We start from the raw sequence: 26747 nt of genomic DNA, 5'->3' as shown, positions 1-26747 counted from the left end.
CGGAACATGGACGACTCCCTCAACTTCGACACGCTTGCCGTGCGCGCGGGCACGCTGCGCAGCGACTTCAACGAACATTCGGAAGCGCTGTTCCTCACGTCGAGCTTCTGCTTCTCGAGCGCTGCCGACGCGGCCGAGCGCTTCGCGAATTCGGAAGACTATTTCACGTACTCGCGCTTCACGAATCCGACCGTCACCATGTTCCAGGAGCGTCTCGCCGCGCTCGAGGGCGGCGAGGCGTGCATCGCGACGGCGTCGGGCATGGCCGCGATCATGTCGGTCGTGATGTCCGCGCTGCAGGCGGGCGACCACCTCGTCAGCTCGCGCAGCCTGTTCGGCTCGACGCTCGGGATGTTCTCGCAGATCTTCAGCAAGTTCGGGATCACGACGACCTTCGTCGACCCGACCGACCTGAACGCGTGGCAGGAAGCCGTGCGGCCGGAAACGAAGATGTTCTTCCTCGAGACGCCGTCGAACCCGCTGACCGAGCTCGCCGACATCGAGGCAATCGGCAGGATCGCGAAGGCCGCGAACACATTGTTCGTCGTCGACAACTGTTTCTGTAGCCCGGTGCTGCAGCAGCCGCTGAAGCTCGGCGCGGACGTCGTGATGCACTCGGCGACGAAATTCCTCGACGGGCAGGGCCGCGTGCTCGGCGGCGCGCTGGTCGGCTCGAAGGAATTCATCATGGGCAAGGTGTTCCCGTTCGTGCGCAGCGCGGGGCCGACGCTGTCGGCCTTCAACGCGTGGGTGCTGCTGAAGGGGATGGAGACGCTGTCGCTGCGCGTCGAGAAGCAATCGGCGAACGCGCTGGAGATCGCGCGCTGGCTAGACTCGCATCCGGCGGTGGCGCGCGTGTTCTATCCGGGGCTCGAATCGCATCCGCAGCATGAACTCGCGAAGCGCCAGCAGAAGGCGGGCGGCGCGATCGTGTCGTTCGAGCTGAAGGGCGACACGCCCGAGCAGCAGCGCGCGAACGCATGGCGCGTGATCGACGGCACCCGGCTGGTGTCGATCACCGGCAACCTCGGCGACACGCGCACGACGATCACGCATCCGGCCACCACGACGCACGGCCGCATCACGCCGGAAGCGCGCGCGGCGGCGGGAATCACCGAAGGGCTGATCCGCCTCGCGGTCGGCCTCGAGCACGCGGGCGACATTCGCAACGATCTGGCGCGCGGGCTGGACGGCTGAGCGATACGGCCGAGGTTCGTTCGGCATCGATGAAACGGGCCGCTCGAAAGAGCGGCCCGTTGTCGTTTCGGCGCATGCCGTCGCGCGCGTGTTTTCCCGTTCAGCCGGCGGCGTGCTGCCCGTGCGGAGCGGCACGCATTGCGTCCACCATCCATCGCAGCGTTTCGTCGAGCGGCGTGACAGGCAATTCGCCTACCGCGCGCCGCAGCTTGTCGCGCGACCCGCTCAGGCTTTTCACTTCATTGTGTCGCACGAAGCGCGGATCGATCGTCACGTCGATCACGTAGCCGGCGATGCGCGACAGCATCGCCAGCACTTCCTTCAGCGAATACGCGCGCTCCGAGCAGACGTTGAACGTCTCGCCGGCTGGCGCGGTTTCGACCAGCTTCAGATAGGCGGCCGTCACGTCGCGCACGTCGGAGAAATCGCGACTCACGTCGAGGTTGCCGAGCGAGATCCGCGGCGCGTTGGACGCATAGTGCGCGACGAGTTTCGGCAGCAGATACGCATCGCTCTGGCCGACGCCCGTGTAGTTGAACGGCCGTGCGATCACGATCGGAAGCCGGTCGGCCCATAGCTTGGCCGCATATTCCATCGCGAGCTTGCTGACCGCGTAGTCGTTCGCCGGGGCAGGCGCGACGGTTTCGTCGAGCACGCCGGCCGTCGAGTTGCCGTAGACGTTCGCGCTGCTTGCCAGCAGCACGGCCGACGGGCGGCGGTCGAGGCCGGCGAGCGCCGCCAGCAGATTGCGCGTGCCGACGATGTTGACCGCGTAGGTCTGCGACGGCTCGTCCTGGGCGACATGCGCGCGCGCGGCGAGATGCACGACCGCGTCGGGTCGCGCGTCGGCCGCGGCCGCGCGCATTGCATCCGCGTCGAGCAGGTCGACGGGCACCAGCGTGCAGTGTGCGAACGCCGGATCGGCGGGGCGGGGCGCGCCGGGCGCGATCGTGCCCCAGACGTCATAGCCGGCCGCCTGCAGGCGTTCGGCCATGTAGCGACCGGTGAAGCCCGTCAGGCCCGTGACGAACGCACGGCGCGACGGACGCCCGGTTTCAGAACGTGTCATGGTGTTGGTTCCGCGTCAAATCCGCTTCGACCATCATCTGGCAAAGTTGTTCGAGCGTCGTCCTGGGTGCCCAGCCGAGTTTGCTTTTCGCCTTGTCCGCGCAGCCGATCAGCAGATCGACTTCGGCCGGGCGGTAGAACTTCGGGTTCACTTCGACGAGCACGTTGCCGGTCGATGCGTCGAGGCCGCGCTCCTGCTCGCCCTTGCCGCTCCATTCGATCTGGTAGCCGGCCGCCGCGAACGCCATCCGCACGAAGTCGCGCACGGTTTCGGTCCGGTTGGTGGCCAGCACGTAGGTGTCGGGCTCGTCGGCCTGCAGCATCCGCCACATGCCTTCGACGTATTCGAGCGCGAAGCCCCAGTCGCGCTTCGCGTCGAGATTGCCCAGTTCGAGGCGGGTCGCCTTGCCCAGCTTGATCTTCGCGATCGTGTCGGTGATCTTGCGCGTGACGAATTCCCGGCCGCGCAGCGGCGATTCGTGGTTGAACAGGATCCCGCTGCTGCCGAACAGGCCGTACGATTCGCGGTAGTTCACGGTCATCCAGTGCGCGTACAGTTTCGCGACGCCGTACGGGCTGCGCGGATAGAACGCCGTGGTTTCCGTTTGCGGAATGGCCTGCACCTTGCCGAACATCTCGGACGTCGACGCCTGGTAGAAGCGCGTCTTCGGGCTCACGACACGAATCGCCTCGAGCAGGTTCAGCGGGCCGATGCCGGTCACTTCGGCGGTCGTCGCCGGCTGGTCGAACGACACGCCGACGAAGCTTTGCGCGGCGAGGTTGTAGAGTTCGTCCGGCTGCGTGCGTTCGAGCAGGCGCAGGCTCGAACCGGCATCGGTCAGGTCGTGTTCGACGAGCGTCAGATTCGGATGCGTGTCGACGCCAAGCTCGGCGATGCGCCAGAAATTCACCGAGCTGGTGCGGCGGTAGGTGCCGGTGACTTCGTAGCCCTTGTCGAGCAGCAGTTTGGTCAGGTACGCACCGTCTTGCCCCGAAATTCCGGTGATGATGGCCTTTTTACGCGTTTGGCTCATGGCGTTGTCCTGGTAGAAGCGATGGATGATGAAATTCAGGCGGTCGTGCCGGCGGCAGCCGGCAACGCACGGCGCGCAGGCCCGCGCGTCAGGCGCCGTTCGAAGCCGTACCAGCTCAGCGTGGCGTAAGCGAGCGTGATCGCGAGCGCGAGCGCGGCCGTGACGAAGCGGTTCAGGTGCAGCGGCCACAGCGCGTACAGCACGCTCAGGTGGATCAGGTAGACGGTGTAGCTGACGGTGCCGACGTAGACGAGCAGCGGGTTCGTCAGCACGCGCTGCACGAGGCCGCGGCCGCGCAGCGCGATCACGACGATCGACGTGCAGAGCAACAGCGAGATGCTGTAGAGCGCCGCATTCGACAGCGGCGTGTTCGCGGCGCGAAAGCGCGGGAACGACAGGTGCAGCCAGCCGAGGATCGCCAGCGACACGAGCGCGCCGACGATCGCGAGCGGATAGAACGGCTCCAGCGCGCGCCGGTCGCGGCGCAGCACGATCGCGAGCAACGCGCCGGCCGCGAGCAGGTCCATCCGGAACGGCGTCAGGTAGTAGATCGGCCAGAACGAATCGAACCACGGTGTCGCGATCGCGCGCAGCACCGGCGCCGCGACGATCAGCGCGGCGGCGACCCACAGCAGCGCGCGCTCCGAGCACCAGAGCACGACGAACGGCCAGAAGATGTAGAACTGCTCCTCGACCGCGAGCGACCACAGCACGTTCAGGCTGTCATGGCCGATGCTGCCGAGCGACAGCCCGATATTGGTCGAGAAGAACGCGAACCACGGCCAATGCGGCAGCCAGCTCGCGCCGAACAGCAGCGTCGACACCGCCAGCAGCAGCACGTACGGGGGCAGGATGCGGCGTACGCGGCGCGCATAGAAATGGCTGAAGTACGACTGCCCGCGCGCCTTGCGATCGAGCAGGATGCCGGTGATCAGCAGGCCGCTCAGCACGAAGAACAGATCGACGCCCATCCACAGCGGCGCCTTCAGCGCATGCTGCAGGAACACGGCGCCGACCGCGATCGCGCGCAGCCCGTCGAGCTGGACGATGCGGCCGTGTTGCGGCGGGGCGAGGTCGGCGGGGCGCGACAGGGCCGTCATCGCGCGGCTCCTTCACGACCCGCATCCGATGCGTGTACGTATTGCATGCCTTTAAATGAAATATGAAATCGAAATCGATTCTAGGGAAAAGAAATCGGTAAAAAAACGCGCGACATTTATCTGCCGGCGAACATCCAAATGCCGGTTATCACGATCGCGAGATGAAAGGTTGGCGGCCGGGCGGGCACGACGGGCGGCGCAGAGCGGAATTTTCTACACGGCGACGGCCGACGGGCGGTCGTTATTGCCGTTTCCGGGCGTCATTTACAGGCTGTTCCGGTTCGATATTTCAGGCAGAAACATCCCCAAATATTTCCAAATTTCTTGTGATTATTTTTGCTTGTAACCTGCATCGCGACGTTTGAAACCCATTTAGCGACAGGGCGCGGCCGCGGGCGATCCGTGGCGGCGCCGGTCGCTGTTGTATCGAGTCTGGAGAAGCGCATTGCGACGTCTGATTCTGGTTGGCATGACGGTATGCGCGGCACTGCTGACGAGCGCCGTGCCGGCCGAAACGGTGTTGCCCGCGACGACGTCGTGGATCGGCAACACGTTCGGCTATGGCGACGGCGCATGGACGCAGATCGACATCCGCGCGATCGCGGTGACGCCCGAGGGCAAGGTGTATACGAATGCGCCGTGGGACGAGAGCGGCGCCGAGGCGAGCGTGTACCAGGACGGGAAGATGCTCGGCTTCGCCGGCGGCACGCACGGTTGGGGCAATCTCGGCGGCAACGCGATCGCGGTCAACAGCAAATATGCGTACGTCGCGATCGGCGTGGGCAACGAGCGCGGTCACCTGCAGTCGCCCGGCATCTGGCCGGACAAGGGCAAGCAATGGTTCGGCATCTCGCGGCGCACGATCGGCGACATGAAGCAGCCGGCGCCGTTTCGCGCGTCGCCGCAAGTCGCGCCGGGCGGGCGTGCCGACGCCGGCCGCGCGCGGATGGCCGCGAGCTTCATGGTGATGAACGAGGTGCCGGCGCCCGCGCGCTCGGAAGTGGGCGACGCGAAGGCGGAGGTGGGCGGCCTCGCGGCCGACGACAAGTCATTGTTCGCGACCAATCCGTCGCGCGACGCGGTCGAGGTGTACGACGCGGAGACGATGCAACGGAAGGGCACGTGGAGCGCCCACGAGCCGGGCCGCATCGCGCTCGCGGGCGACGGCACGCTGTGGCTGCTGACCGATACGCTGGGCGGGCCTGCGCATCTGGTGCACGTGCGGGCCGACGGCAGCAAGCTCGACGACGCGCCGGCGTTGCCGGAAGGCACCGACGCGGTGGACGTGGCGGTCGATGCGAAAGGGCGCGTGCTGGTCGCGGACAACGGGCCGCGCCAGCAGATCCTGATCTTCTCGAAAGGCGGCAAGGGCTATGCGCAGTCGGGCACGCTCGGCGAGCGCGGCGGCATTTTCGCGGGCCCGGTGCCGGGCCGGCCCGGGCCGCAGCGCTTCAACGGGCTGACGGGCGTCGGCGTCGACCGTGTCGGCAACATCTATGTGTCGATGAACGGGATCGGGCCGCGCCACGACACGATCGGCGCGGGGCTCGGCGCGGTACTGGAAAGCTATACGCCGGACGGCAAGCTGCGCTGGCAGGTGCAGGGGCTGCTGTTCGTCGACGGCGCATGGCTCGACCCCGCGCGGCCGAACAGCGTGTACACGGGCAACAAGCGCTTCGAGCTCGACCTGTCGAAGCCGCCGGGCCAGGACTGGAAGTACGTCGGCTTCCTGTCGAACCGCTTCAAGTATCCGGACGATCCGGTGTTCCACACGGACCAGTATCCGGGCATGCCGATCGCGCGGCGCGTCGACGGCCGCACGTTCCTGTACCTGACCGACATGTACGCCGATCACCTGAAGATCTACCGCTTCGACGCGAAGCGGGACGGCGAGGTCGCGATTCCGTCCGGCCTGATCGCGGGCCGAGCGCGGCCGGTCGACAAGGTGCCGAACAAGCCGCCGGGCGGCGACTGGCTGTGGCGCGACGCGAACGGCAACGGCCGGATCGACGCGGACGAGTTCGAGATCAACACGACCGGCAAGGCGAAGGCGGGCGGCTGGGGCTGGTGGGTCGACACGAAGGGCGACATCTGGCGCACGAGCGACGTGCGCGGCATCCACCGCTTCCAGTACGGCGGTGTCGACAAGGCCGGCAACCCGATCTATTCGTACGACAAGGTCACGACCTACCCGATGCCGCAGCCGTTCACGCAGCTGCGCCGTGCGATCTACGAGCCGCAGACCGACACGCTGTACGTGACCGGCTACACGGCCGACGCGCCGCCGCAGCCGGGCATCAACAAGGAAGTGGGGCGCGTGCTGATCCGCTTCGACAAGTGGTCGACGGGCTCGCCGGTCCTGCGCTACCAGGTGGCGCTGCCGTGGAAGCTCGATGCGAAGCCGATCTTCGACCTGATCGGGATCACGGTCGAGGGCCGCTACATCTTCACCGTGGAGCCGGTCGGCAAGATCCACGTGTACGACAAGGACACGGGCAAGGAAGTGGGCGTGATGAGCCCGGGCGCGGAGGTCGGCAAGGCGTCCGGCTGGGTCGACGTGCCGTTCGGCATCAGCGCATTCCGGCGCGAAAACGGCGAATACCTGGTGTTCGTCGAGGAAGACGCGCGCGGCAAGGTGCTGATGTATCGCTGGAAACCGTGACGGGCGGCGCGCCGCTCGCGACGTCGTCGCCGTCACACAAGGCATGAGCATGGACAAAGGCATACTCAAGAACGTTTCGATCAACTTCATCGGGCTGATCCTGCCGACCTTCGTGTCGCTGGTGACGGTGCCCGCCTATATCCATGCGCTCGGCGTCGAACGCTACGGCGTCGTCAGCCTCGTGTGGACGCTGATCGGCTATTTCGGGATCCTCGATCTCGGGATGAGCATGGCCGCGCAGAACCACATCTCGAAGGCGCTCGCGAGCGGCAACGCCGACGAAAGCGCGCGGGTGTTCTGGAGCGCGTTCTGGCTGAATCTCGGCACCGGCATCGCGGGCGGGCTGCTGATCTACTTCGGCGCGTTCGTCTACACCGCGTATTTCACGAAAGTGTCGGCCGCGATGCAGCACGAGGTGTATCTGGCGCTGCCGTGGCTCGCGCTCGCGATTCCGCTCGCGAACGTGTCGTGGGTGTTCGCCGGCGCGATCAATGGCGCCGAACGGTTCGGCGTGTTCAACACGAACCAGACGATCGGTACGTTCCTGTTCCAGTTGCTGCCGCTCGGCGCCGCGTGGTGGATCGCGCCGAACCTGCAGACGGTGCTCGCCGCGGCCGTCGTCGCGCGGCTGATCGCCGCGGCGATGCTCGGTCACGCGAGCATCAAGGTGCTCGGGATCCGGCGCATCGACCCGCCGCAGTGGGGCACTGCGAAAGGGCTGTTCAACTTCGGCGGCTGGATGCTGATCGCGAGCATGACGAGCATGATCGCCGACACGCTCGATCGCGTGATGCTCGGCGCCGGCATGGGCGCGAAGTTCGTCACCTATTACACGGTGCCGCAGAACCTCGTCACGCGCCTGAACATGCTGCCGAACGCGCTGGTGCGCACGCTGTTTCCGCGCCTGTCGGCGGTCGGCCGCGACCATGCCGACACGCTCGCGCGCCAGTCGCTCGAATTCCTGAACGGCGTGTTCACGCCGGTCGGCATCGTCGCGATCTTCGCGCTCGCGCCGTTCCTCACGCTGTGGGTGGGCGCCGATCTCGCCGCGCATTCGGCGCCGGTGGGCCGTGTGCTGGTGATCAGCGTGTGGCTCGTCGGTCAGGCGAGCGTCACGCGCATCCTGATCCAGTCGCAGGTGAACCCGGCCCGCGCGGCATTCGCCGGGCTCGTCGAGATGCCGTTCTTCGTCGGCGGCCTGTGGCTCGGCATTCATCACTTCGGGCTGATCGGCGCGGCGGTGGTCGTCGCGGCGCGCGCGCTCGTCGACTACGGCGTGCTGCTGTACCTGTCGGCGATCCGGATGCGCGCGATCGTGCTCGACATGCTCGCCCATCTCGCCTTCCTGCTCGCCAGCCTATTTCTGGCGCAGGCGTGGTCGGGGCTCGGCGAGTCGATCGGCATGTGCGCGGTCGTGCTGGTGCTGAACGTCGCGTGGTCGCTCACGATGACCCCGGGGCTGCGCGCGCTCGTGCGCGACCTGTTCGTCCGTCTCAATGCGAGGAAAACGACATGAATCGCGATCTGGCGGAACACGCCGTCCTGAATCTCGCCACGGCCGATGCCGCCGTGGCCCACGCGGGCGATGCCGCCGCGCTGCACCGCGCGGTGCCGGCCGAGCGCGCCGGCGCGCGGCAGCCGGCGCGCGCGCTGCGCGTGGCGATCGTCCACGACTGGCTCGTCACCTATGCGGGCGCCGAGCGCGTACTCGAACAGATCGTCGCGTGCTTTCCCGACGCGGACCTGTTCAGCCTCGTCGATTTCCTCGACGACCGCGCGTTCGTGCGCGGCAAGCGGGTGACGACGTCGTTCATCCAGAAACTGCCGTTCGCACGCACCAAGTACCGCAGCTACCTGCCGCTGATGCCGCTCGCGATCGAGCAGCTCGACGTGTCCGAGTACGACCTCGTGATCTCGAGCAGCCACGCGGTCGCGAAGGGCGTGCTGACCGGGCCGGACCAGGTGCACATCAGCTACGTGCATTCGCCGATCCGCTATGCGTGGGACCTGCAGCATCAGTATCTGGAACAGTCGAACCTCACGCACGGGCCGAAATCGCTGCTCGCGCGGATGATCCTGCACTACATCCGCAACTGGGATACGCGTACCGCGAACGCGGTGGACGGCTTCGTCGCGAACTCCGCGTTCATCGCGCGGCGCATCAAGAAGGTCTATCACCGCGACGCGGCGGTGATCTTCCCGCCGGTCGACGTCGACGCGTTCTCGCTGAACGCGGTGAAGGAGGATTTCTACCTGACCGCGTCGCGGATGGTGCCGTACAAGAAGATCGACCTGATCGTCGAGGCGTTTTCGCGCACGCCCGAGCGCAAGCTCGTCGTCATCGGCGACGGCCCCGAGATGCAGAAGATTCGGGCGAAGGCCGGCCCGAACGTCGAGATCATGGGCTACCAGCCGTTCGCGGTGCTGCACGACCGGATGCGGCGCGCGAAGGCGTTCGTGTTCGCGGCCGAGGAGGATTTCGGGATCTCGGTCGTCGAGGCGCAGGCGTGCGGCACGCCGGTCATCGCATACGGCAAGGGCGGCGCGCTCGAAACGGTGCTCGATCCGCAATCGAACCTGAATCCGACCGGTCTCTTCTTCGACGAACAGACGCCGCACGCGATCGTCGCGGCCGTCGACGACTTCGAGCGTGCACCGCAGCGCTTCACGCCGGACGCCTGCCGCGCGAACGCGGAGCGGTTTTCCGCCGATACGTTCCGGCGGCGCTTCCTCGACTACGTGGAGCAAGCGCTGCCCGGCTCGACCGCGCAGCGCGGCACGGCCGCACCGATGCCGGCCGCGCGCGGCCCGGCGACGCTCGTGCTCGATCAGAGCGGCGTGCTCGGCGGCGCCGAGCTGTCGCTGCTCGAGATCATGAAGCACATGCGCGCGAACGCCGACGTGCTGCTGTTCGACGACGGCCCGTTCCGCGCAGCGCTCGACGAGATCGGCGCGCGCGTCGACGTGGTCGAGCAGGGCGCGCTCGCGGGCGTGCGCAAGCAGGGCGGCGTGTCGTTCGGCGCGGTGAAGCAGCTCGTGCGGTTGGTGCGCGACGTCGCCCGGCGCGCGCGCCGCGCCGAGGTGATCTACGCGAACACGCAACGCGCGATGGTGGTCGCCGCGCTCGCCGGGCGGCTCGCGCGCAAGCCGGTCGTCTGGCACCTGCGCGACATCGTCAGCACCGACCATTTCGGCGGCAAGCAGCTACAGGCGATCAAGTACTGCGCGCGGCTCGGCGTCACGCGCGTGATCGCGAACTCCGACGCCTCCGCGCAGGCGTTTCGCGCGCTGACCGGCTTCACGCCGCAGCACGTCGACGTCGTGTTCAACGGCATTTCGGCCGAACCGTTCGATGCGCTGGAAGGCGTGAGCCAGGCCGCGCTGCGCGCGCGCCTCGGGTTGCCCACGGACGCCTGGCTGGTCGGCTCGTTCAGCCGCCTCGCGCGCTGGAAGGGGCAGCACGTGCTGCTGGAGGCCGCCGAGCGGCATCCCGACATGCACGTGGTGCTGGTCGGCGCGCCGCTGTTCGGCGAGGACGAGTATGCGGCGCAACTGCACGAATACGTCGCGCAGCACGGGATGGACGAACGCGTGCATTTCCTCGGGTTCCAGCGCGACGTGGCCGCCTGCATGACGGCGGTCGACGTCGTCGCGCACACGTCGATCACGCCGGAGCCGTTCGGGCGCGTGATCGTCGAGGGGATGCTCGCGCGGCGGCCGGTCGTCGCAGCCCGCGCGGGCGGCGTCGTCGAGATCATCGAGGACGGCGACAACGGGCTGCTCTGCGAGCCGGGCAACGCGGCCGCGCTGGCCGATGCGCTGGCGGCGCTCAAGCGCGACGGCGCGCTGCGCGAGCGGCTCGTCGCGAGCGGGCGTGCGACCGCGGTGCGCCGGTTCGGCACCGAAACCTACGTGGAGCGGGTCGAGAAGATCCTCGCGGATACCGCCAAGGCGGCCAAGGCCGCGAACGCGAAGAAGTAGCAGTCGGTAGCGGTCGGCGCGAGCCGGCGGGAAACGGGCCCCCATGCGGCGTCGCGCTGCGCGGGGGCTTTGCCGTTCGGCGGGCGACGCGTGTGGTTTTGACGGAGAGGCGGGTTTGCGCCCCGGCGTCGGCGTCGGTCGCGAAGCGTGGCCGGTCGTCATCCGGAACGGAATCGGGCCGTCAGGAGCATGGGGCGATCGGGCGCTGCAGCCGCAGCTGCGGATATCGCCACGAGCCGCCCACGCGGGCCGTAGCGCGGTCGGACGGCAGCAGGCTGCCGTTCCCCTGGCGACGCGGCCCCAACCGCGTGACGGCCATGAAAAAACCCCCGCACGGCGAGACGCCGCGCGAGGGCTCCGGACGGGCCGACCGCGTCGGCCGGCCCGCTTCAGACGGCCTGTTCGGGCGACGACGCGACGACGCGGGCGGCGCGGGTCGGCTTGAAGCTGGCCGACCACATCATCGCCGGCCGTTCGAACATCCGGTAGAACAGGTACGCCACCGGAATCGCGACGGCCATGAATGCGAACGACGGCCAGATCGACAGTTGCAGTTCGGAGTGGAACAGCACCGAGCCGAGGCAGACGAACAGCGGCAGGTGGACGAGGTACAGCGAGTAGCTGAAGTCGCCGAACCAGCTCAGCACGCGCAGCGGCGGGGTCGGGCGGGGCGGCCGGGCGAGCGCGCGGTACAGGAAGCACGCGAAGCCGGCCGACCAGAGCTGGAATGCGCCGTACTGGCCGAAATGGAATGCGCCGCAGCCGGCGGCCAGCAGCACGGCGGCCGCGACGTACCACGCGCGCGACGGCACGACGGCCGTGCCGCGGGACTGCTGCGCGCGCACGTCCGCGATCCATGCGCCGATCGTCCAGGACAGCCAGTACGACGTGAAGAACTGCAGGTCGTGCCGTTCGAGCAGCCACGCCGACGCGACGTTGACGAGCGCGACCGCGGCCACGACGGCCGGCATGCCGATGCGCCGGCGCAGCGCGAACAGCAGCGGGTAGATCGCGTAGAACTGCACTTCGAGCGACAGCGTCCACAGCGCGCCGTTCGACCCGTACGTGTAGCCGGCGACGCCCTGCAGCGAGAACAGGTTCACGAGGAACGCGACGAGGCCGACGTCGCGGATCTTGTGGCTGACGGGCTCGATCTGCAGGCTGACCGCGTCGAGCGCGAGCGTGAACAGCAGCGCGGCGAGCAGCACCGGATAGATGCGCGCGAAGCGGCGCACCCAGAAGTTCGGCGCGTCGAGCCGGTACGCGGGGTTGGCCGCGAGCTTGAGTGCCGCGTTGCGGTGGATGCAGTAGCCGCTGATCACGAAGAAGATCGGGACGCCGGCGGAGCCCCACGCGAACGGGAAGGTCAGGTAACCGGCGATCGCACCCGGGCTCAGGGCATGACCGTAAGCATGATGGAAGCTCTGCATGCCGACCCAGACGACCTGGCGGCAGTGGAAATAGGCGACGAGCAGCGCCGCGAAGCCGCGCATCGCGTCGATCACGTGTTCCTTGTGATCGGCGACGGGCGGCGCGGCCAGAGACGATCCGCTGAAAGCTTGCATGCGATTCGGTTCCTTGCGACGGATGGACGGGAAGTTTCATCCAATCGTAATGCGCAAGAATTCGGTCAATGAATAAAAAAATCCCGCCCGAAAATTCCGGTATTCCACATCATGGGTTTATTCAGGGATGAAAGCGGGCCCGCGAGGGGCGCCAATTATTTGTCGATTTTTTTCTGATAGTTTGAAGCTCCAGTTGATTGATGCAAGGAGCGGCAAGATGGACATGCATTGGATCGCGAGCGCTGCAGTACTGTTGGTCATGGCCGTGCTGTCGGCGTACCGCGAGGCGCTGAAGAACGAACCGATCCGCCCGGGCCTCGAGCGGGGCGGCGTGCCCTATATCGAGGAATTCGAATCGTAAGAATTTGTATCCGGAAAATCGGTAATTTGTTTCTGCTTCGGCAATCGGTTCGGCAATATCGACCGGATTGAAGCGATTATATTTTTTCCGAAATAATTGGGCAATCAGTCCATATCGAAAATGAGCGGAGTGGAATTGGCAGTACCGTCGATTCTCGATATGCCGTTCGGAACACAATCGCGCCGGGTCGCGGGTCGACGCGGCGCAGTCAACGCTATCAGGATGCGAACATGTTGAAAGTCACCAAGGCCGTGTTCCCCGTTGCCGGTCTCGGCACGCGGTTCCTCCCGGCAACGAAGGCGAGCCCGAAGGAAATGTTGCCCGTCGTCGACAAGCCGCTGATTCAGTACGCGGTCGAGGAAGCGATCAACGCCGGCATCACCGAGATGATCTTCGTGACCGGGCGCAGCAAGCGCGCGATCGAGGATCATTTCGACAAGTCGTACGAGATCGAGGCCGAGCTCGAGGCGCGCGGCAAGGAAAAGCTGCTCGAACTCGTGCGCAGCATCAAGCCGAGCCACGTCAACTGCTTCTACGTGCGCCAGCCGGAAGCGCTCGGCCTCGGCCACGCGGTGCTGTGCGCGGAGAAGCTCGTGCACGGCGAGCCGTTCGCGGTGGTCCTCGCCGACGACCTGCTGCACGGCGAACAGCCGGTGCTCAAGCAGCTCGTCGACGTGTTCGACCACTATCACAGCTCGGTGATCGGGGTCGAGACGATCCCGCGCGAGGACAGCCGCTCGTACGGCGTCGTCGAAGGCCGGGAGTGGGAAGAGGACATCATCAAGCTGTCGGGCATCATCGAGAAGCCGGCGCCCGAGGACGCGCCGTCGAATCTCGGCGTGGTCGGCCGCTACGTGTTCATGCCGACGATCTTCGATCACCTGCGCAAGCTCAAGCCGGGCGCGGGCGGCGAACTGCAGCTCACCGACGCCGTCCAGTCGCTGCTCGCGAACGAGCAGGTGCTCGCGTACCGCTACTACGGCACGCGTTTCGACTGCGGCAGCAAGATCGGCTATCTGAAGGCTACCGTCGAGCTCGCGCTCCAGCATCCGGAAGTGAGCCGCGAATTCGAGGCGTACCTGCGTACCTGCTTGCCCGCGCTGGCTGCCGTCGCTTAAGCGGCCGCGCGCTCCGTCGTTTCAGGTGGTGGTTGTTCCGTTGGCCCCGGCCGCTCGCGCGCCGGGGCTTTTTTGTGTTTGCGCGTGCACGAGCCTGGTGCGCGACGCCTGCATGTGGTGCCGGCAATGTGCGGAGGGCGGCGCCGCGCGGCGCGCGAAATGTGCCGATGACGCGGGATGTCGCGCGTGAAACCGGTGCCGAAGCATGCATCGCGTGACCGGATCGGTGGACGGGTTGCGCGGCATGCATGACGCGCGCGTGGGCGTTGCCCGATGACGCAACGTGGGCTGCGATGCCATCGGCCGCCGACTTCATCGCCGGTATCGCGGCGTTGCGATTCGGCGTCCGCCGCGTGCCGCGTCCGTGTGCCGCTCAGCGCGGCGACGCGCTCGGCTGCGCGGCGAAGTGCCGGGCCAGCATCGCGGCGATCGGCTTCTTGAAGTCGAGCAGCCGCTTTTCGAGATAACGCCAGGACAGGTGCGCGAGCAGCACGGCGAGCGCGAATTGCAGCACTTCCGGCAGCGCGTCGCGGACGATGTCCGGTATCGGCACGTGCGCGAACGACGCGGGCAGCACGCCGAAGCGCGCCGGAATCAGGTTGTGGAACAGGTAGAAGCCGTAGCTGATCGTGCCGAGATAGACGAGCGGCGCCCAGTCGAGCAGCGCGACGACCGGATGCTCGGGCTCGCTGACGATCCACAGCATCAGCGCGCCGAGCGACGCGGACAGGCCGAGATCCGCGAGCCCCGCGACCGCATCGGGCAACGCCGTGCAGGCGGGCAGCACGAGGAAGAACGCGACGCCGGCCGCGCCGAGCCAGCCGGGCGGCACGCGGCGCGCGGCGGCCGCGCCGCGATCGGCGAGCGCCATCGCGCCGACGCCGCCGAGCGCGATCAACGCGAAATTCCACGGGGAAAACGCGTAGATCAGCACCGGCGACGCGTCCGACAGGTAGAGCGCGAGATGCGCGAGCGCGCACAGCGCGACGGCCGCGACGCCGAGCGCGACGTGTCGCGCGGCGGGCACCGCGAGCAGCGCGAGCGGGGCGATCAGATAGAACTGCTGTTCAACGGCGAGGCTCCAGAAGTGCGACGTGGAGCCCGGCCAGCCGTCCTTGACGACGCCGATCCAGTAATTCGACAGGAACGCCGCGTGCCACGCGAGCCCGAGGTTGACGCCGCGCTGGTAGAACAGTGCGTGCGCGATCGCGAGCGCCGCGAGCAGCAGGTAATACACGGGAAAGATCCGCAGCGCGCGCTTCGCGAGGAACAGCGCCAGCGCGTGGCGGCGCGTCATGGTGCCGCGCTCGACCGCCTGGCGGTTGCGATGCAACTCGCCGACGATCAGGAATCCGCTGATGAGGAAAAACGTCCACACGCCGAGCTTGCCGACGTCGACGGCAAGGACATGGCCCTTGTGGGACAGGAAAACGAGGATGACGGCGAGGGCTCGCAGGCCGTCGAGTCCTTTGACGTATCTGACTTCGCGCATGGAGGCATCCGGGCATTGAGCGAGCCCAGTATAGGTGCGCAAATATCGAACGTAATTCGCGTTCGGACGTATACGTGAAGGCGTTTTTCGACGTGAGGGGCGGTTTGCGCATGTGCGCTCCCTGCGTAAAACGGACCCTCGAGCGTCGATGAAGTCGGTCGCGCGCAACAAAACCTGCGGGAAACCCCGTGAAAACGCATAAAAGTACTGCACGAAGCGTCAAGGCGCTTGTAGAATCCGGCGTTGAAGCGCGCGCGTTGCACGCTTCGTGTATCCAACGACCACACCTGGTAGGAGAAACATGGCGACTTCCGCAAAAAAGGTGGCCAAGAAGGCTGCCGCACCGGCCACCAAGAAAGTGGCTGCCAAAAAGGCTGCGCCCGCGAAGAAAGTAGTGGCCAAGAAGGCTGTCGCGAAGGCAGCACCGGCTGCTCCGACGCCGCTGAAGGACAAGTTCACGAAGGCATCGCTCGCAACGCACATCGCTGAGCGCGCAGCTGTCGAAGTGAAGGCGGTCAAGGCAGTGCTCGTCGCACTCGAGAACGTCGTGCTGGGCTCGGTTCACAAGAAGGGCGCAGGCGAGTTCACGCTGCCGGGTCTGCTGAAGATCACGGCACAAGTCGTGCCGGCGAAGAAGAAGCGCTTCGGCAAGGATCCGTTCACGGGCGAAGAGCGTTGGTTCCCGGCGAAGCCGGCCAGCGTGCGCGTGAAGGCACGTGCGCTGAAGAAGCTGAAGGACGCGGCAGCGTAATGCCGCGCAACGACTGCCGAATGCAAGTCGGCAGCCGTTGCGATGTCCCGCGATCCCCGTACGCGACAGCGTGCGGGGATTTTTATTGCGCTGCGTAAATCGCGCGGCAGCAAACCGCCGGCGTGGCGACGAGCGGTTGCCCGACGCACGACGGGCAGCGGGTCGCATGCCGCGCATTCGCATCCGTATGCGCATCGCCGAGCGGCGACCTTCATGCGTGCGACGCGTTGTTTCGTCGCGTTCCGTAGCGAGCGCATCGCGGGTTTGCCGTCGTGACCGAGACCATCGCGCACGACATCGCCGGCCAGGTCGCCGCTGCGCGCGCCGCGATCGAACGGCGGTTCGGTGCGATGCTGCAAGCGATCCACCTGTTCGGATCGGCGCTCGATGGCGGCCTGAAACCGCGCAGCGACATCGATTTGCTGGTGACGGTCGCGGTGCGCCCGGACGAAGCGGCGCGCCGCGCGCCGATGTCGGATCTGCTCGGCGTGTCGGCGCCGCCCGGTAGCGGCGGCATGCGTGCACTGGAGGTCACCGTCATCGCGCACGGCGACGTGATGCCGTGGCGTCATCCGGCGCGACGCGAACTGCAATTCGGCGCATGGCTGCGCCGCGTTCCGGAAACCGGCATCGTCGAGCCGCCACGGGTCGATCACGATCTGGCGATCCTGCTGACGAAGGCGCGACAGCACGGTGTCGCGCTGGTCGGGCCGCCCGCGAACGTGCTGTTCGAGCCGGCGCCCGCGCGCGACTTCGCCGCCGCGCTGCTCGCCACCGTTGCGCAGTGGCAGGCGACTGGCGCGGCGACGCGTGCAACGTCGTGCTCGCGCTCGCACGCATCTGGTACAGCGCCGCGACCGGCGGGATCGCGTCGAAGGACGTCGCCGCGACGTGGGTGCTGGAGCGCTTGCCGGACGCGCGCCGGCCGGTCGTAGCGGCTGCGCGTGCCGCCTATCTCGATGGCGAAGCGGGCGCGGCGATCCTGTCGGACGAGCCGCTGGCCGAATTCATCGGCTACGCGCGGCGGACGGTCGAGTCGATGCTGTCGCGATAGCATCGGCGCCGACGATGCGCGCTACCGGTTGAGCGGCCAGCCGCGGATAGCGAACGCGCGCGAGCCGACTCCATGCGCGGACCGTCGAGCCGGACTGCATGCCGGCAACCCGGCGCGGCGTCGCGCGAGCGCTGGCCGCCTCGTCGTCAGCCCGCCGTGCCCGCAAAGGCGGCCTTCAGCGCGGCGTCGTCGAACTTGGTCATCTGCATCATCGCGGCGGCCACGCGCGCCGCCTTGACCGCGTCGCGATCGGCCATCATCGGGATGAGCGCTTCCGGAACGATCTGCCACGACACGCCGTAACGATCCCTCAGCCAGCCGCAGCCGTCGGCCGTGCCGCCGTTGTCGAGCAGGGCGCTCCAGTAGCGGTCGAGTTCCGCCTGGTCCGCGCAACTGACGAGCAGCGAGATCGCGTGGTTGAACGTCTCCGTGCGCGGATGACTCATCGCAAGGAACGGCTGCCCGAACAACTCGAATTCGACCATCCGCGTGCCGTCGGTGCCGGGCACCGCCGTGACGCGCACGATGCGCGAATCCGGAAAGATGCCGGCATAGAAGGCCGCTGCTTCTTCGGCTTCCGTCGAATACCAGAGAAAAGGCGTGATCTTCTGAATCGTCATGACGAGTCTCCTGTCTGTATGGGTCCGGGGCAAACCGTGTGCCGCCATCGATACGACGGACGACGCTTGCCGGAATCGACGCGCGGCGCGAACAAATTCCGCATCGGTCGAGCCGGGCGACGCCGGCTGTGCGGATGGTAGTCGTCCTACGGAGAAACGGCGACCTCTCCGGACAGGGAAAACGGCGTTGCGGGGGCATTGCAGCCGCCAGGTGCCTCTGCCGGGCCACCGACCTATGTCGGGGCCCGGCTTTGCCGCGGTGGCGGCGGCATGCGATGTCGGCTCCGCCGGCCGGAGCCGGACGAAAAAAAGCCAGCCGCGGCCGAAACCGGGGCTGGCTTTCCAGGTCGGCGGCAACGCGTCGGAGACGCCATGCCGCCGGATACTTCGTTTTTAGAACTTGTGACGCAGGCCGAGTGCGACGATTTCCTGCGAGCTCTTGCCGGCGATGCCGTACGAGCCGACCGACGCTTGCGCATCGCTGCCGTCGGCGTTGTGGCCGCTTGCGTGCTGGTATGCGCCAACCAGGTAGATGTCCGTACGCTTCGACAGCGAGTAGTCCGCGCCGAGCGAAACCTGGTGGTACTTGGCGTCCGTCTGGCCGCTACCCTTCGTGTAGATGTAGCCGACGCCCAGCAGCAGCGGTGCCGATGCCTGGTACGTGACGAACGCGCGGCCCGTGTTGTACTTCTGGTTCGTGCCGAAGCCCGAGTTCGCATCCGCCTTGTACTGCGCGTTGCTGTAGCCGAGGCCGAACGTCACCGGGCCGAATGCATACTGGCCAGCGACTTGCGCGATGCCGATCGACGATGCCGACGTGTACGCGTTGTTGATGAACGCGCCCGAGCCGTCGAAGATCGCGTCCGACGTGCCTGCCCAGCCGGTGCGCTGGCCGGTTGCGCTCAGCGGAGCCGAGTTGTTCGCGTGGAAGTAACCTGCAGCCAGGCCGAGCGGGCCGTTGTTGTACGCTGCAGCTGCCGCCCACGTCTGACCCTTGCCGGTTGCGCCGGCGACGCCGCCGAGCGCGTACATCGCTTCGACCTGCAGGCCTGCCCAGACCGGCGACGTGTACTTGATCGCGTTGCTGACGCGCAGGCTGTTGTCGTTGTTGTCGACGTCGCCCGGCGTGGCGAACACGCTGCCGAAGTAGTTGTCAGCCGTGACTGCCTGAACCAGGTCGACGAGCGGGTCGTACTGGCGACCCAGCGTCAGCGTACCGTACTGGTCGCTTTGCAGGCCGACGAAAGCCTGGCGGCCGAACATGCGCTGGCCTTGGCCCAGTGCACCCGATGCCGAGTTGAAGCCGTTTTCCAACTGGAAGATCGCCTTCAGGCCGCCACCGAGGTCTTCCGAACCCTTCAGGCCGAAGCGGCTGCCTTGCAGGTTGCCGCTACCCATCGACCACGAATTGTTACCTTGACCATCGTTGCCGTGAACATAGGTGATCGACGTGTCGATCACGCCGTACAGCGTCACGCTCGACTGAGCTTGAGCAGCGCCGGCCGCGCCCAGCAGGGCGAGCGAGAGGGTCGAGAGAGCAAGTTTCTTCATCGTTGAGTTTCTCCACGCAAGTGATTCATCGTTATTTGTTGCGGATTGGAGAATAGCTCAGTGCCATACACGCAAGAAAGCTTAAAAAATAAAGTGTCTCGAAAAGGTAACAGCGGGAAAAAGTCCATATATATCAAGCACATCAACGACTGTTCCTGTTTATGAAATAGTTGACAATTGCTGCGCCGCGATTGTTTCAATAGTTGATGCGCATGCCGGCAGACCCCCTGTTTCGGCCCATTGCGGCAGGAAAACGAGGGTGTGCAAACGTTTGCGATTGCAGGTGCGTGCGCGTCGACGTGTCGAGAACGCGCCGGCGCCGCACGTATGCGCGGCGGACGTCGGGACTGCAAAGCCGCGAGCGGGTGTGCCGGGGCCGCCGCGAGATCGATGCGCGGCGTTTTTCAGCGGGTGGGCAAATCAGTTGTCGCGCGGGCGATGCTCGGCTTGACCGGCTTGACCGGCTTGATGGGCGACTTGAGCGGACGCAGCCGGTGCCGCATGCTCGGCCGCCCGATGCGCATCGCCGCGGGCGGCCGCGAACTCCGCGCCGAGCAGCAGCACGATCGCGGAGAAGTACAGCCACATCAGCAGAACCGCGAACGATCCGGCCGCGCCGAACGCACTCGCGGTGCCCGCATGCGCGAGATACAGCGCGAACAGCTTCTTGCCGCCGGAGAACAGGATCGCCGACACGATGCCGCCGATCGCGGCGTCGCGCCACGCGACACGCGCATCGGGCAGGAATTTCATCAACGACGCGAACGCGGCCGCGAGCACCGCGATGCCGACGAAGAACTGCACGAAGTTCGTGACGACCACGTACGGCGAATTGCCCAGCAGCCAGGTGCCGATGAAGGTGATCGCGGTGTCGAGCACGAGCGACACGATCAGCAGGAACGCGACGCCGAGCACGAGCCCGAACGAGATCAGCCTTACCCGCACCAGCCCGAGCATGCTCGACCAGCGGCTTTCGGTGGCCGGCCAGATCACGCTGAGCGCCGCGCTGAGCGACGCGAACGTGGCCGATGCGCCGATCGCGAGCGCGGCGAACGAGATCAGCGTGGCGAGGCCGCCGCGCTCGCCCGCGCGGTGCGCGTTCTGCACGATCGTCTGGATACTGGCCGCCGCGTCGTCGCCGATCAACTGGTGCGCCTGTTCGAACACCTGGCCGCGCGCGGCGTCGTCGCCGTAGAACCAGCCGGCCACCGCGATCACCATCACGAGGGTCGGCGCGAGCGAGAACGCGGAGAAAAACGCGATGCCCGCGGCCATCGCGGAGCAGCGGTCGGACGAGAAGCGCTTGAACGCGGTGAGGGCCCAGTTGGCTTGCTGCTGGGCGAGACGGGTGGCTTCGGAAGTGATCTGTCGTTTCATGACGGTTCGGTTGCGCGCGGAACGCGGATCATCGCAGTTAGTCGGACAAATCGGTATTGATCCGAGGATTCGATCATAGTTGCCTGAACTGTCTATAATTCCTTTCAGTTTCACCCCACCCCACAATAACGCCGAGACCGCCATGCTACAAATGTCCCGGCGCCAGTTCCTGAAGGTGACGGCCACGTCGCTTGCCGGATCGAGTCTTGCCCTGATGGGCTTTTCTCCGTCCGACGCGCTGGCCGAAGTCCGACAGTACAAACTGGCGCGCACAGTCGAAACGCGCAACACCTGTCCTTACTGCTCGGTGGGTTGCGGCATCCTGATGTACAGCCTCGGCGACGGGGCGAAGAATGCGCAGCCGAGCATCATCCACATCGAAGGCGATCCCGACCACCCCGTCAATCGCGGCACGCTGTGCCCGAAGGGCGCGAGCCTGATCGACTTCATCCACAGCCCGAACCGCCTCACGCATCCCGAGTATCGTGCGCCCGGCTCGGACAAGTGGGAACCCATCTCGTGGAACGACGCGCTCGATCGTATCGCGAAGCTGATGAAGGCCGACCGCGACGCGAACTTCGTCGAGACGGCCGAAGATGGCGCAAAGGTCAACCGCTGGCTCACGACCGGCATGCTGGCCGCGTCGGCGGGCAGCAACGAGGTCGGCTACCTGACGCACAAGACCATCCGCAGTCTCGGGATGCTCGCATTCGACAATCAGGCGCGTGTCTGACATGGCCCGACGGTGGCAGGTCTTGCCCCGACGTTTGGCCGTGGAGCGATGACGAACCATTGGGTCGACATCAAGAACGCGGACGTGATTCTCGTGATGGGCGGCAATGCAGCCGAGGCCCATCCGTGCGGTTTCAAGTGGGTAACGGAGGCAAAGGCGCACCGCAAGGCGCGGCTGATCGTCGTCGACCCGCGCTTCACGCGTACGGCCTCGGTGGCCGATTACTACGCGCCGATCCGCACCGGCACCGACATCGTCTTCCTGGGCGGGGTCATCAATTATCTGCTGACGAACGACAAGATCCAGCATGAGTACGTGAAGAACTACACGGACTTCTCGTTCATCGTGCGCGAGGATTTCGCGTTCAACGACGGCATCTATTCCGGCTACGACGCCGAGAAGCACGCGTACCCCGACAAATCGAGCTGGGACTACGAGCGCGGCGACGACGGCTTCGTGAAGGTCGACCCGACGCTGCAGCATCCGCGCTGCGTCTACAACCTGCTGAAGCAGCACTACGCGCGCTATACGCCGGACATGGTCCAGCAGACGTGCGGCACGCCGAAGGACAAGTTCCTGAAGGTGTGCGAGATGCTCGCGAGCACGGCCGTTCCCGGCCGCGCCGGCACGGTGCTGTACGCGCTCGGCTGGACCCACCACTCGATCGGCGCGCAGATCATCCGCACCGGCGCGATGGTGCAGCTGCTGCTCGGCAACATCGGCATCGCCGGCGGCGGGATGAACGCGCTGCGCGGCCACTCGAACATCCAGGGGCTGACCGACCTCGGGCTGATGTCGAACCTGCTGCCGGGCTACATGACGCTGCCGATGCAGGCCGAGCAGGACTTCGACGCGTACATCAAGAAGCGCGTGCAGCTGCCGCTGCGGCCGAACCAGTTGAGCTACTGGAAGAACTACAAGGCATTCCACGTCAGCTTCATGAAGTCGTGGTGGGGCGACGCGGCCACCGCCGAGAACAACTGGGCCTACGACTACCTGCCGAAGCTGGACAAGCAGTACGACCTGTTGCAGGCGATCGAGCTGATGAATGCCGGCAAGATGAACGGTTACATCTGCCAGGGCTTCAATCCGCTCGCGGCGGCGCCGTCGAAGGTGAAGACGGCGGCAGGTCTCGCGAAGCTGAAGTGGCTCGTGATCATGGATCCGCTCGCGACCGAGACGTCCGAGTTCTGGAAGCATCACGGCGATTACAACGACGTCGATGCGTCGAAGATCCAGACCGAGGTGTTCCGCCTGCCGACCACCTGCTTCGCGGAGGAAAACGGCTCGCTCGTGAGTTCGAGCCGCGTGCTGCAGTGGCACTGGAAGGGCGCCGAGCCGCCGGGCGAAGCGAAGAGCGACCTCGAGATCATGTCGGGGCTGTTCCTGCGCATGCGCAAGATGTACCAGAAGGACGGCGGCAAGTACCCGGACCCGATCGTGAACCTGACCTGGCCGTACGCGAACCCGGAAAGCCCGACGCCCGAGGAACTGGCGATGGAGTTCAACGGCAAAGCGCTCGCCGATCTGCCCGATCCGAAGGATCCGGCGAAGACGCTCGTGAAGAAGGGCGAGCAGCTCGCCGCGTTCGCGCAACTGAAGGACGACGGCACGACCGCGAGCGGCTGCTGGATCTTCTGCGGCGCGTGGACGCAGGCCGGCAACCAGATGGCGCGGCGCGACAACGCCGACCCGACCGGCATCGGCCAGACGCTGAACTGGGCGTGGGCGTGGCCGGCGAACCGGCGGATCCTGTACAACCGCGCATCGTGCGACGTCGCCGGCAAGCCGTTCGACCCGACCCGCAAGCTGATCGGCTGGAACGGCAGCGCGTGGAAGGGCGTCGACGTGCCGGACTTCAAGGCGGACGAACCGCCCGAAAACGGGATGGGGCCGTTCATCATGAACCCGGAAGGCGTCGCGCGCTTCTTCGCCCGCGCGGGGATGAACGAAGGTCCGTTCCCCGAGCACTACGAGCCGTTCGAGACGCCGCTCGCCGCGAACCCGCTGCACCCGGGCAACCCGCTGGCGCTGAACAACCCGGCCGCCCGCGTGTTCCCGGACGACCGGGCATCGTTCGGCAAGGTGTCCGAGTTCCCGCACGTCGCGACGACGTACCGGCTGACCGAGCATTTCCACTACTGGACCAAGCATGCGCGGCTGAACTCGATCATCCAGCCCGAGCAATTCGTCGAGATCGGCGAAGACCTCGCGAAGGAAGTCGGCGTCGCGCACGGCGAGCGCGTGAAGGTGTCGTCCAAGCGCGGCTACATCGTCGCGGTCGCCCTCGTCACGAAGCGGATCAAGCCGCTGACGATCGACGGCAAGAAGGTCCAGACGGTCGGCGTCCCGTTGCACTGGGGCTTCAAGGGCCTGACGAAGCCCGGCTATCTCGCCAATACCCTGACTCCGTCCGTGGGCGACGGCAACTCCTATACACCGGAATTCAAGTCGTTCCTGGTGAAGGTCGAAAAGGCGTAAGGGGGAGAGATGGCATTGCAATCGCTGGATATCAAGCGGGTCTCGGCCACCACGACGCCACCGCCCACGGTGCGCGAACCGGTGACCGGGAGCGTCGCGAAGCTGATCGACGTATCGAAGTGCATCGGCTGCAAGGCATGCCAGACGGCGTGCATGGAGTGGAACGACCTGCGCGACGAAGTCGGCACCAACGTCGGCGTGTACGACAACCCGGCCGACCTGACCGAGCATTCGTGGACGGTCATGCGGTTCTCCGAATACGAGAACCCGGCGGGCGACCTCGAGTGGCTGATCCGCAAGGACGGCTGCATGCACTGCGAGGATCCGGGCTGTCTGAAGGCGTGTCCGTCGCCGGGCGCGATCGTGCAGTACAACAACGGGATCGTCGATTTCCACGAGGAGAACTGCATCGGTTGCGGCTACTGCGTGACCGGTTGCCCGTTCAACGTGCCGCGGATCTCGAAGAAGGATCATCGCGCGTACAAGTGCACGCTCTGTTCCGACCGCGTCGCGGTCGGCCAGGAACCGGCCTGCGTGAAGACCTGCCCGACGGGCGCGATCGTGTTCGGCACCAAGGAGGACATGAAGCAGCACGCGGCCGAGCGGATCGAGGACCTGAAGGAGCGCGGCTTCGAGCATGCGGGGCTGTACGACCCGCAGGGCGTCGGCGGCACGCACGTGATGTACGTGCTGCACCACGCGGACAAACCGTCGCTGTACCACGGGCTGCCCGACAATCCGTCGATCAGCCCGATGGTGAAGCTGTGGAAGGGCATCGCGAAACCCCTCGCGGTCGCGGGCCTCGCGCTGACCGCGCTGACCGGGTTCTTCCACTACACGCGGGTCGGTCCGAACGAGGTCACCGACGACGAGGAAGCCGCCGCGCGCGACGAAGCGCGACGCATCAAGGAGGACGCGAAATGAGCCACGACGACCCCAACCTGATCGTCCGCTACACGCCGAACGAGCGCACGAACCACTGGATCACCGCGATCACGTTCGTGCTGCTCGCGTTGTCCGGGCTCGCGCTGTTCCATCCGTCGATGTTCTGGCTCACCGCGCTGTTCGGCGGCGGTCAGTGGACGCGGATCCTGCATCCGTTCGTCGGCCTCGTGATGTTCGTGTCGTTCGCGATCCTCGTCGTGCGCTTCTGGCACCACAATGCGCTCGACGCGGACGACCGGCAGTGGCTGAAGCAGATCGGCGACGTGCTGACCAACCGGGAAGACAAGCTGCCGCCGGTCGGGCGCTATAACGCCGGGCAGAAGCTGCTATTCTTCACGCTGGTGGCGTGCCTGCTGCTGCTCCTGTTGTCGGGAGTCGTGATCTGGCGGCGCTATTTCTCGTTCTACTTCCCGATCGGGGTCATCCGCGCGGCCGCTGTCGTGCATGCCGTGGCGGCCTTCGTGCTGATCGCGAGCATCATCGTGCACATTTACGCGGCGTTGTGGGTGAAGGGTTCGATCGGCGCGATGGTGCGGGGCACCGTCACGCTGGGCTGGGCCCGCAAGCATCACCCGAAGTGGTTCCGTGAAAGCGTGAAGTGACGCAGCGGAGCGGGGCGGTACGCCGATTGCGGCGTATCGTTCCGCCCACCGCCGGAATCGCCCGAAAGCGCCGATTCGTCGGCGCTTCGTTTTTTGGAAGATATTTTCGTGACACAACGCATTCTGGAGCCGACCGAGATCTCGGCACTCGATCATTCGGCCATTCCGCGCTTTCGCCTGCCGGAGCGTGCGACCGCGTTCGCGGCGCGCGCCGCGCGGCTGCGCAAGCTTGCCGACCTGAACCCGATCAGCGGCTATCTGCGGCTGATGGCCACCGTCGCCGACGCGCAGCACGCGACGCTGCAGACGCTGGAGCTGCCGCTGCCGTCGAAGGAAGCGATCGCACGCGCGCAGGAACATTCGATGCCGCTCGTGCCGGCGCTCGACGGCCAGCGCGATTCGCGGTGGCGCGCCGTGCTGTATGAACTGCTCGATCGCGTCGAAAGCGCCGGGCTCGTCAATCCGCAGCTTGCGAAGCTGCTCGACCGGCTGCGCCTGACGGCGCCCGCCGAACTCGACGCGCAGGCCGATGCGATCCTCGCGCTGCGCTTCGCGGAAGTCGACCCGGCCACCGCGCCGTTCCTGATGGCCGCGCTGCAGGTCGCGTGGACGGACCTCGCAAGCCGCGTGACGCCGGCCGATGTCCCGTATCTCGACCAGCCGGGGCTGTGCCCGGTGTGCGGCACGCATCCGGTCGCGAGCGTCGTGCGGGTCGGCGGCCAGTACCAGGGCTACCGTTTCCTGCAGTGCGGGCTGTGCACGACCGAGTGGCACATGGTGCGCACCAAGTGCTCGCACTGCGATTCGACGAAGGGCATCGCGTATCACGGGATCGAAGGCGGCAGCGAAGCCGTCAAGGCCGAATCGTGCGACGAGTGCAAGACCTATCGCAAGATCGGCTATCAGGAGAAGGACTACGAGTTCGAGCCGCTGGCGGACGACCTCGCGAGCCTCACGCTCGACCTGCTGATGAACGAAGCCGGCTACCAGCGCAGTTCGCCGAACCCGCTGCTGTGGCCCGACGTGCCGCGCGAAGCGGACTGACGGCACGGGGC

19 protein-coding genes and 1 pseudogene are annotated in these 26747 nt (G+C 66.4%); 12 read left to right on the top strand and 8 right to left on the bottom strand.

What is annotated here, in order from left to right; all coding sequences use genetic code 11:
* The first annotated feature begins 6 nt into the window (after positions 1–6).
* Positions 7–1197, top strand: a complete 1191-nt coding sequence (locus tag WT53_RS22465; protein WP_034205158.1) for an O-succinylhomoserine sulfhydrylase — start codon at positions 7–9, stop codon at positions 1195–1197.
* A gap of 100 nt (positions 1198–1297) precedes the next feature.
* Here the strand turns inward: WT53_RS22465 and WT53_RS22460 are convergent, their stop codons facing one another.
* The 3 genes from WT53_RS22460 to WT53_RS22450 are packed head-to-tail and all read right to left on the bottom strand — an operon-like array spanning position 1298 to position 4399.
* Complete coding sequence (locus WT53_RS22460; protein WP_034205157.1) at positions 1298–2266, bottom strand: NAD-dependent epimerase/dehydratase family protein; 969 nt, start codon at positions 2264–2266, stop codon at positions 1298–1300.
* Positions 2253–3299 (bottom strand): GDP-mannose 4,6-dehydratase, encoded by a 1047-nt coding sequence (gmd, locus tag WT53_RS22455; protein ID WP_034205156.1) that lies wholly within the window; start codon positions 3297–3299, stop codon positions 2253–2255. Before gmd ends, WT53_RS22460 begins: the two co-directional genes overlap by 14 nt.
* Before the next feature lie 35 nt (positions 3300–3334).
* The gene (locus WT53_RS22450; RefSeq protein ID WP_034205155.1) at positions 3335–4399 is read right to left on the bottom strand and encodes an acyltransferase; all 1065 of its coding nucleotides are present in this window, start codon (positions 4397–4399) and stop codon (positions 3335–3337) included.
* 469 nt (positions 4400–4868) lie between these two features.
* On the opposite strand from WT53_RS22450, the gene WT53_RS22445 reads away from it, so the two are divergent.
* From WT53_RS22445 to WT53_RS22435, 3 genes are read left to right on the top strand one after another with little or no spacing between them, the layout of a single operon-like run.
* A complete protein-coding gene (locus tag WT53_RS22445; protein WP_034205154.1) occupies positions 4869–7061 on the top strand; it encodes a hypothetical protein in 2193 nt (730 codons plus the stop codon).
* A 49-nt stretch (positions 7062–7110) separates the two neighbouring features.
* The gene (locus tag WT53_RS22440) at positions 7111–8577 is read left to right on the top strand and encodes a flippase (RefSeq protein WP_034205153.1); all 1467 of its coding nucleotides are present in this window, start codon (positions 7111–7113) and stop codon (positions 8575–8577) included.
* Positions 8574–11042 carry a glycosyltransferase family 4 protein gene (locus WT53_RS22435; protein WP_034205152.1) on the top strand — a complete coding sequence of 823 codons (2469 nt, stop codon included), beginning with the start codon at positions 8574–8576 and terminating at the stop codon, positions 11040–11042. Before WT53_RS22440 ends, WT53_RS22435 begins: the two co-directional genes overlap by 4 nt.
* Positions 11043–11431: 389 nt before the next feature.
* Here WT53_RS22435 and WT53_RS22430 read toward each other — a convergent pair whose 3' ends face one another.
* Positions 11432–12607, bottom strand: a complete 1176-nt coding sequence (locus WT53_RS22430) for an acyltransferase (protein WP_034205151.1) — start codon at positions 12605–12607, stop codon at positions 11432–11434.
* Positions 12608–12824: 217 nt separating this feature from the next.
* On the opposite strand from WT53_RS22430, the gene WT53_RS33905 reads away from it, so the two are divergent.
* Together WT53_RS33905 and galU are read left to right on the top strand one after the other, a co-directional pair.
* Complete coding sequence (locus WT53_RS33905; RefSeq protein WP_006479318.1) at positions 12825–12968, top strand: hypothetical protein; 144 nt, start codon at positions 12825–12827, stop codon at positions 12966–12968.
* A 230-nt stretch (positions 12969–13198) separates the two neighbouring features.
* The gene (gene galU / locus WT53_RS22425; protein ID WP_034205150.1) at positions 13199–14086 is read left to right on the top strand and encodes a UTP--glucose-1-phosphate uridylyltransferase GalU; all 888 of its coding nucleotides are present in this window, start codon (positions 13199–13201) and stop codon (positions 14084–14086) included.
* A 373-nt stretch (positions 14087–14459) separates the two neighbouring features.
* Here galU and WT53_RS22420 read toward each other — a convergent pair whose 3' ends face one another.
* On the bottom strand, positions 14460–15578 hold the full coding sequence (locus WT53_RS22420; RefSeq protein ID WP_034205149.1) for an acyltransferase: 1119 nt from the start codon (positions 15576–15578) through the stop codon (positions 14460–14462).
* A gap of 301 nt (positions 15579–15879) precedes the next feature.
* Here WT53_RS22420 and WT53_RS22415 point away from each other — a divergent pair, with 301 nt between their 5' ends.
* Positions 15880–16329, top strand: a complete 450-nt coding sequence (locus WT53_RS22415; RefSeq protein WP_011548077.1) for an HU family DNA-binding protein — start codon at positions 15880–15882, stop codon at positions 16327–16329.
* A 272-nt stretch (positions 16330–16601) separates the two neighbouring features.
* A pseudogene (locus tag WT53_RS22410) lies at positions 16602–17383 on the top strand (aminoglycoside adenylyltransferase family protein).
* A 146-nt stretch (positions 17384–17529) separates the two neighbouring features.
* Here the strand turns inward: WT53_RS22410 and WT53_RS22405 are convergent.
* The 3 genes from WT53_RS22405 to WT53_RS22395 form a co-directional block, all read right to left on the bottom strand.
* On the bottom strand, positions 17530–18003 hold the full coding sequence (locus WT53_RS22405) for a VOC family protein (RefSeq protein WP_034205148.1): 474 nt from the start codon (positions 18001–18003) through the stop codon (positions 17530–17532).
* 393 nt (positions 18004–18396) lie between these two features.
* Positions 18397–19554: a porin gene (locus WT53_RS22400; RefSeq protein ID WP_034205147.1), complete on the bottom strand. Its 1158-nt coding sequence runs from the start codon at positions 19552–19554 to the stop codon at positions 18397–18399.
* A 420-nt stretch (positions 19555–19974) separates the two neighbouring features.
* Positions 19975–20931, bottom strand: a complete 957-nt coding sequence (locus WT53_RS22395) for a YihY/virulence factor BrkB family protein (protein ID WP_060261602.1) — start codon at positions 20929–20931, stop codon at positions 19975–19977.
* A 142-nt stretch (positions 20932–21073) separates the two neighbouring features.
* Here WT53_RS22395 and fdnG point away from each other — a divergent pair, with 142 nt between their 5' ends.
* The 4 genes from fdnG (at position 21074) to fdhE (ending at position 26736) form a co-directional block, all read left to right on the top strand.
* Positions 21074–24145, top strand: coding sequence for a formate dehydrogenase-N subunit alpha (gene fdnG, locus WT53_RS22385; RefSeq protein ID WP_082727519.1), 3072 nt, complete (start codon positions 21074–21076; stop codon positions 24143–24145).
* A 9-nt stretch (positions 24146–24154) separates the two neighbouring features.
* Complete coding sequence (gene fdxH, locus WT53_RS22380) at positions 24155–25069, top strand: formate dehydrogenase subunit beta (protein WP_060261594.1); 915 nt, start codon at positions 24155–24157, stop codon at positions 25067–25069.
* Positions 25066–25692: a formate dehydrogenase subunit gamma gene (locus tag WT53_RS22375; RefSeq protein WP_059783954.1), complete on the top strand. Its 627-nt coding sequence runs from the start codon at positions 25066–25068 to the stop codon at positions 25690–25692. The genes fdxH and WT53_RS22375 overlap by 4 nt, the downstream gene beginning before the upstream one ends.
* 108 nt (positions 25693–25800) lie before the next feature.
* On the top strand, positions 25801–26736 hold the full coding sequence (fdhE, locus tag WT53_RS22370) for a formate dehydrogenase accessory protein FdhE (protein ID WP_179949044.1): 936 nt from the start codon (positions 25801–25803) through the stop codon (positions 26734–26736).
* Positions 26737–26747 lie beyond the last annotated feature (11 nt).

Source organism: Burkholderia sp. MSMB2157WGS (genome assembly GCF_001532755.1).
Taxonomy (GTDB): Bacteria; Pseudomonadota; Gammaproteobacteria; order Burkholderiales; family Burkholderiaceae; genus Burkholderia.
Note: the sequence above shows the minus strand (reverse complement) of the source record. Positions and strands in the feature narration are given on the sequence as shown.

Excerpts from the sequence above, each read along its gene's own strand:
- WT53_RS22465 (WP_034205158.1), top strand. The coding sequence starts at position 7 with ATGGACGACTCCCTCAACTTCGACACGCTTGCCGTGCGCGCGGGCACG.
- WT53_RS22460 (WP_034205157.1), bottom strand. The coding sequence starts at position 2,266 with ATGACACGTTCTGAAACCGGGCGTCCGTCGCGCCGTGCGTTCGTCACG.
- gmd (WP_034205156.1), bottom strand. The coding sequence starts at position 3,299 with ATGAGCCAAACGCGTAAAAAGGCCATCATCACCGGAATTTCGGGGCAA.
- WT53_RS22450 (WP_034205155.1), bottom strand. The coding sequence starts at position 4,399 with ATGACGGCCCTGTCGCGCCCCGCCGACCTCGCCCCGCCGCAACACGGC.
- WT53_RS22445 (WP_034205154.1), top strand. The coding sequence starts at position 4,869 with ATGACGGTATGCGCGGCACTGCTGACGAGCGCCGTGCCGGCCGAAACG.
- WT53_RS22440 (WP_034205153.1), top strand. The coding sequence starts at position 7,111 with ATGGACAAAGGCATACTCAAGAACGTTTCGATCAACTTCATCGGGCTG.
- WT53_RS22435 (WP_034205152.1), top strand. The coding sequence starts at position 8,574 with ATGAATCGCGATCTGGCGGAACACGCCGTCCTGAATCTCGCCACGGCC.
- WT53_RS22430 (WP_034205151.1), bottom strand. The coding sequence starts at position 12,607 with ATGCAAGCTTTCAGCGGATCGTCTCTGGCCGCGCCGCCCGTCGCCGAT.
- WT53_RS33905 (WP_006479318.1), top strand. The coding sequence starts at position 12,825 with ATGGACATGCATTGGATCGCGAGCGCTGCAGTACTGTTGGTCATGGCC.
- galU (WP_034205150.1), top strand. The coding sequence starts at position 13,199 with ATGTTGAAAGTCACCAAGGCCGTGTTCCCCGTTGCCGGTCTCGGCACG.
- WT53_RS22420 (WP_034205149.1), bottom strand. The coding sequence starts at position 15,578 with ATGCGCGAAGTCAGATACGTCAAAGGACTCGACGGCCTGCGAGCCCTC.
- WT53_RS22415 (WP_011548077.1), top strand. The coding sequence starts at position 15,880 with ATGGCGACTTCCGCAAAAAAGGTGGCCAAGAAGGCTGCCGCACCGGCC.
- WT53_RS22405 (WP_034205148.1), bottom strand. The coding sequence starts at position 18,003 with ATGACGATTCAGAAGATCACGCCTTTTCTCTGGTATTCGACGGAAGCC.
- WT53_RS22400 (WP_034205147.1), bottom strand. The coding sequence starts at position 19,554 with ATGAAGAAACTTGCTCTCTCGACCCTCTCGCTCGCCCTGCTGGGCGCG.
- WT53_RS22395 (WP_060261602.1), bottom strand. The coding sequence starts at position 20,931 with ATGAAACGACAGATCACTTCCGAAGCCACCCGTCTCGCCCAGCAGCAA.
- fdxH (WP_060261594.1), top strand. The coding sequence starts at position 24,155 with ATGGCATTGCAATCGCTGGATATCAAGCGGGTCTCGGCCACCACGACG.
- WT53_RS22375 (WP_059783954.1), top strand. The coding sequence starts at position 25,066 with ATGAGCCACGACGACCCCAACCTGATCGTCCGCTACACGCCGAACGAG.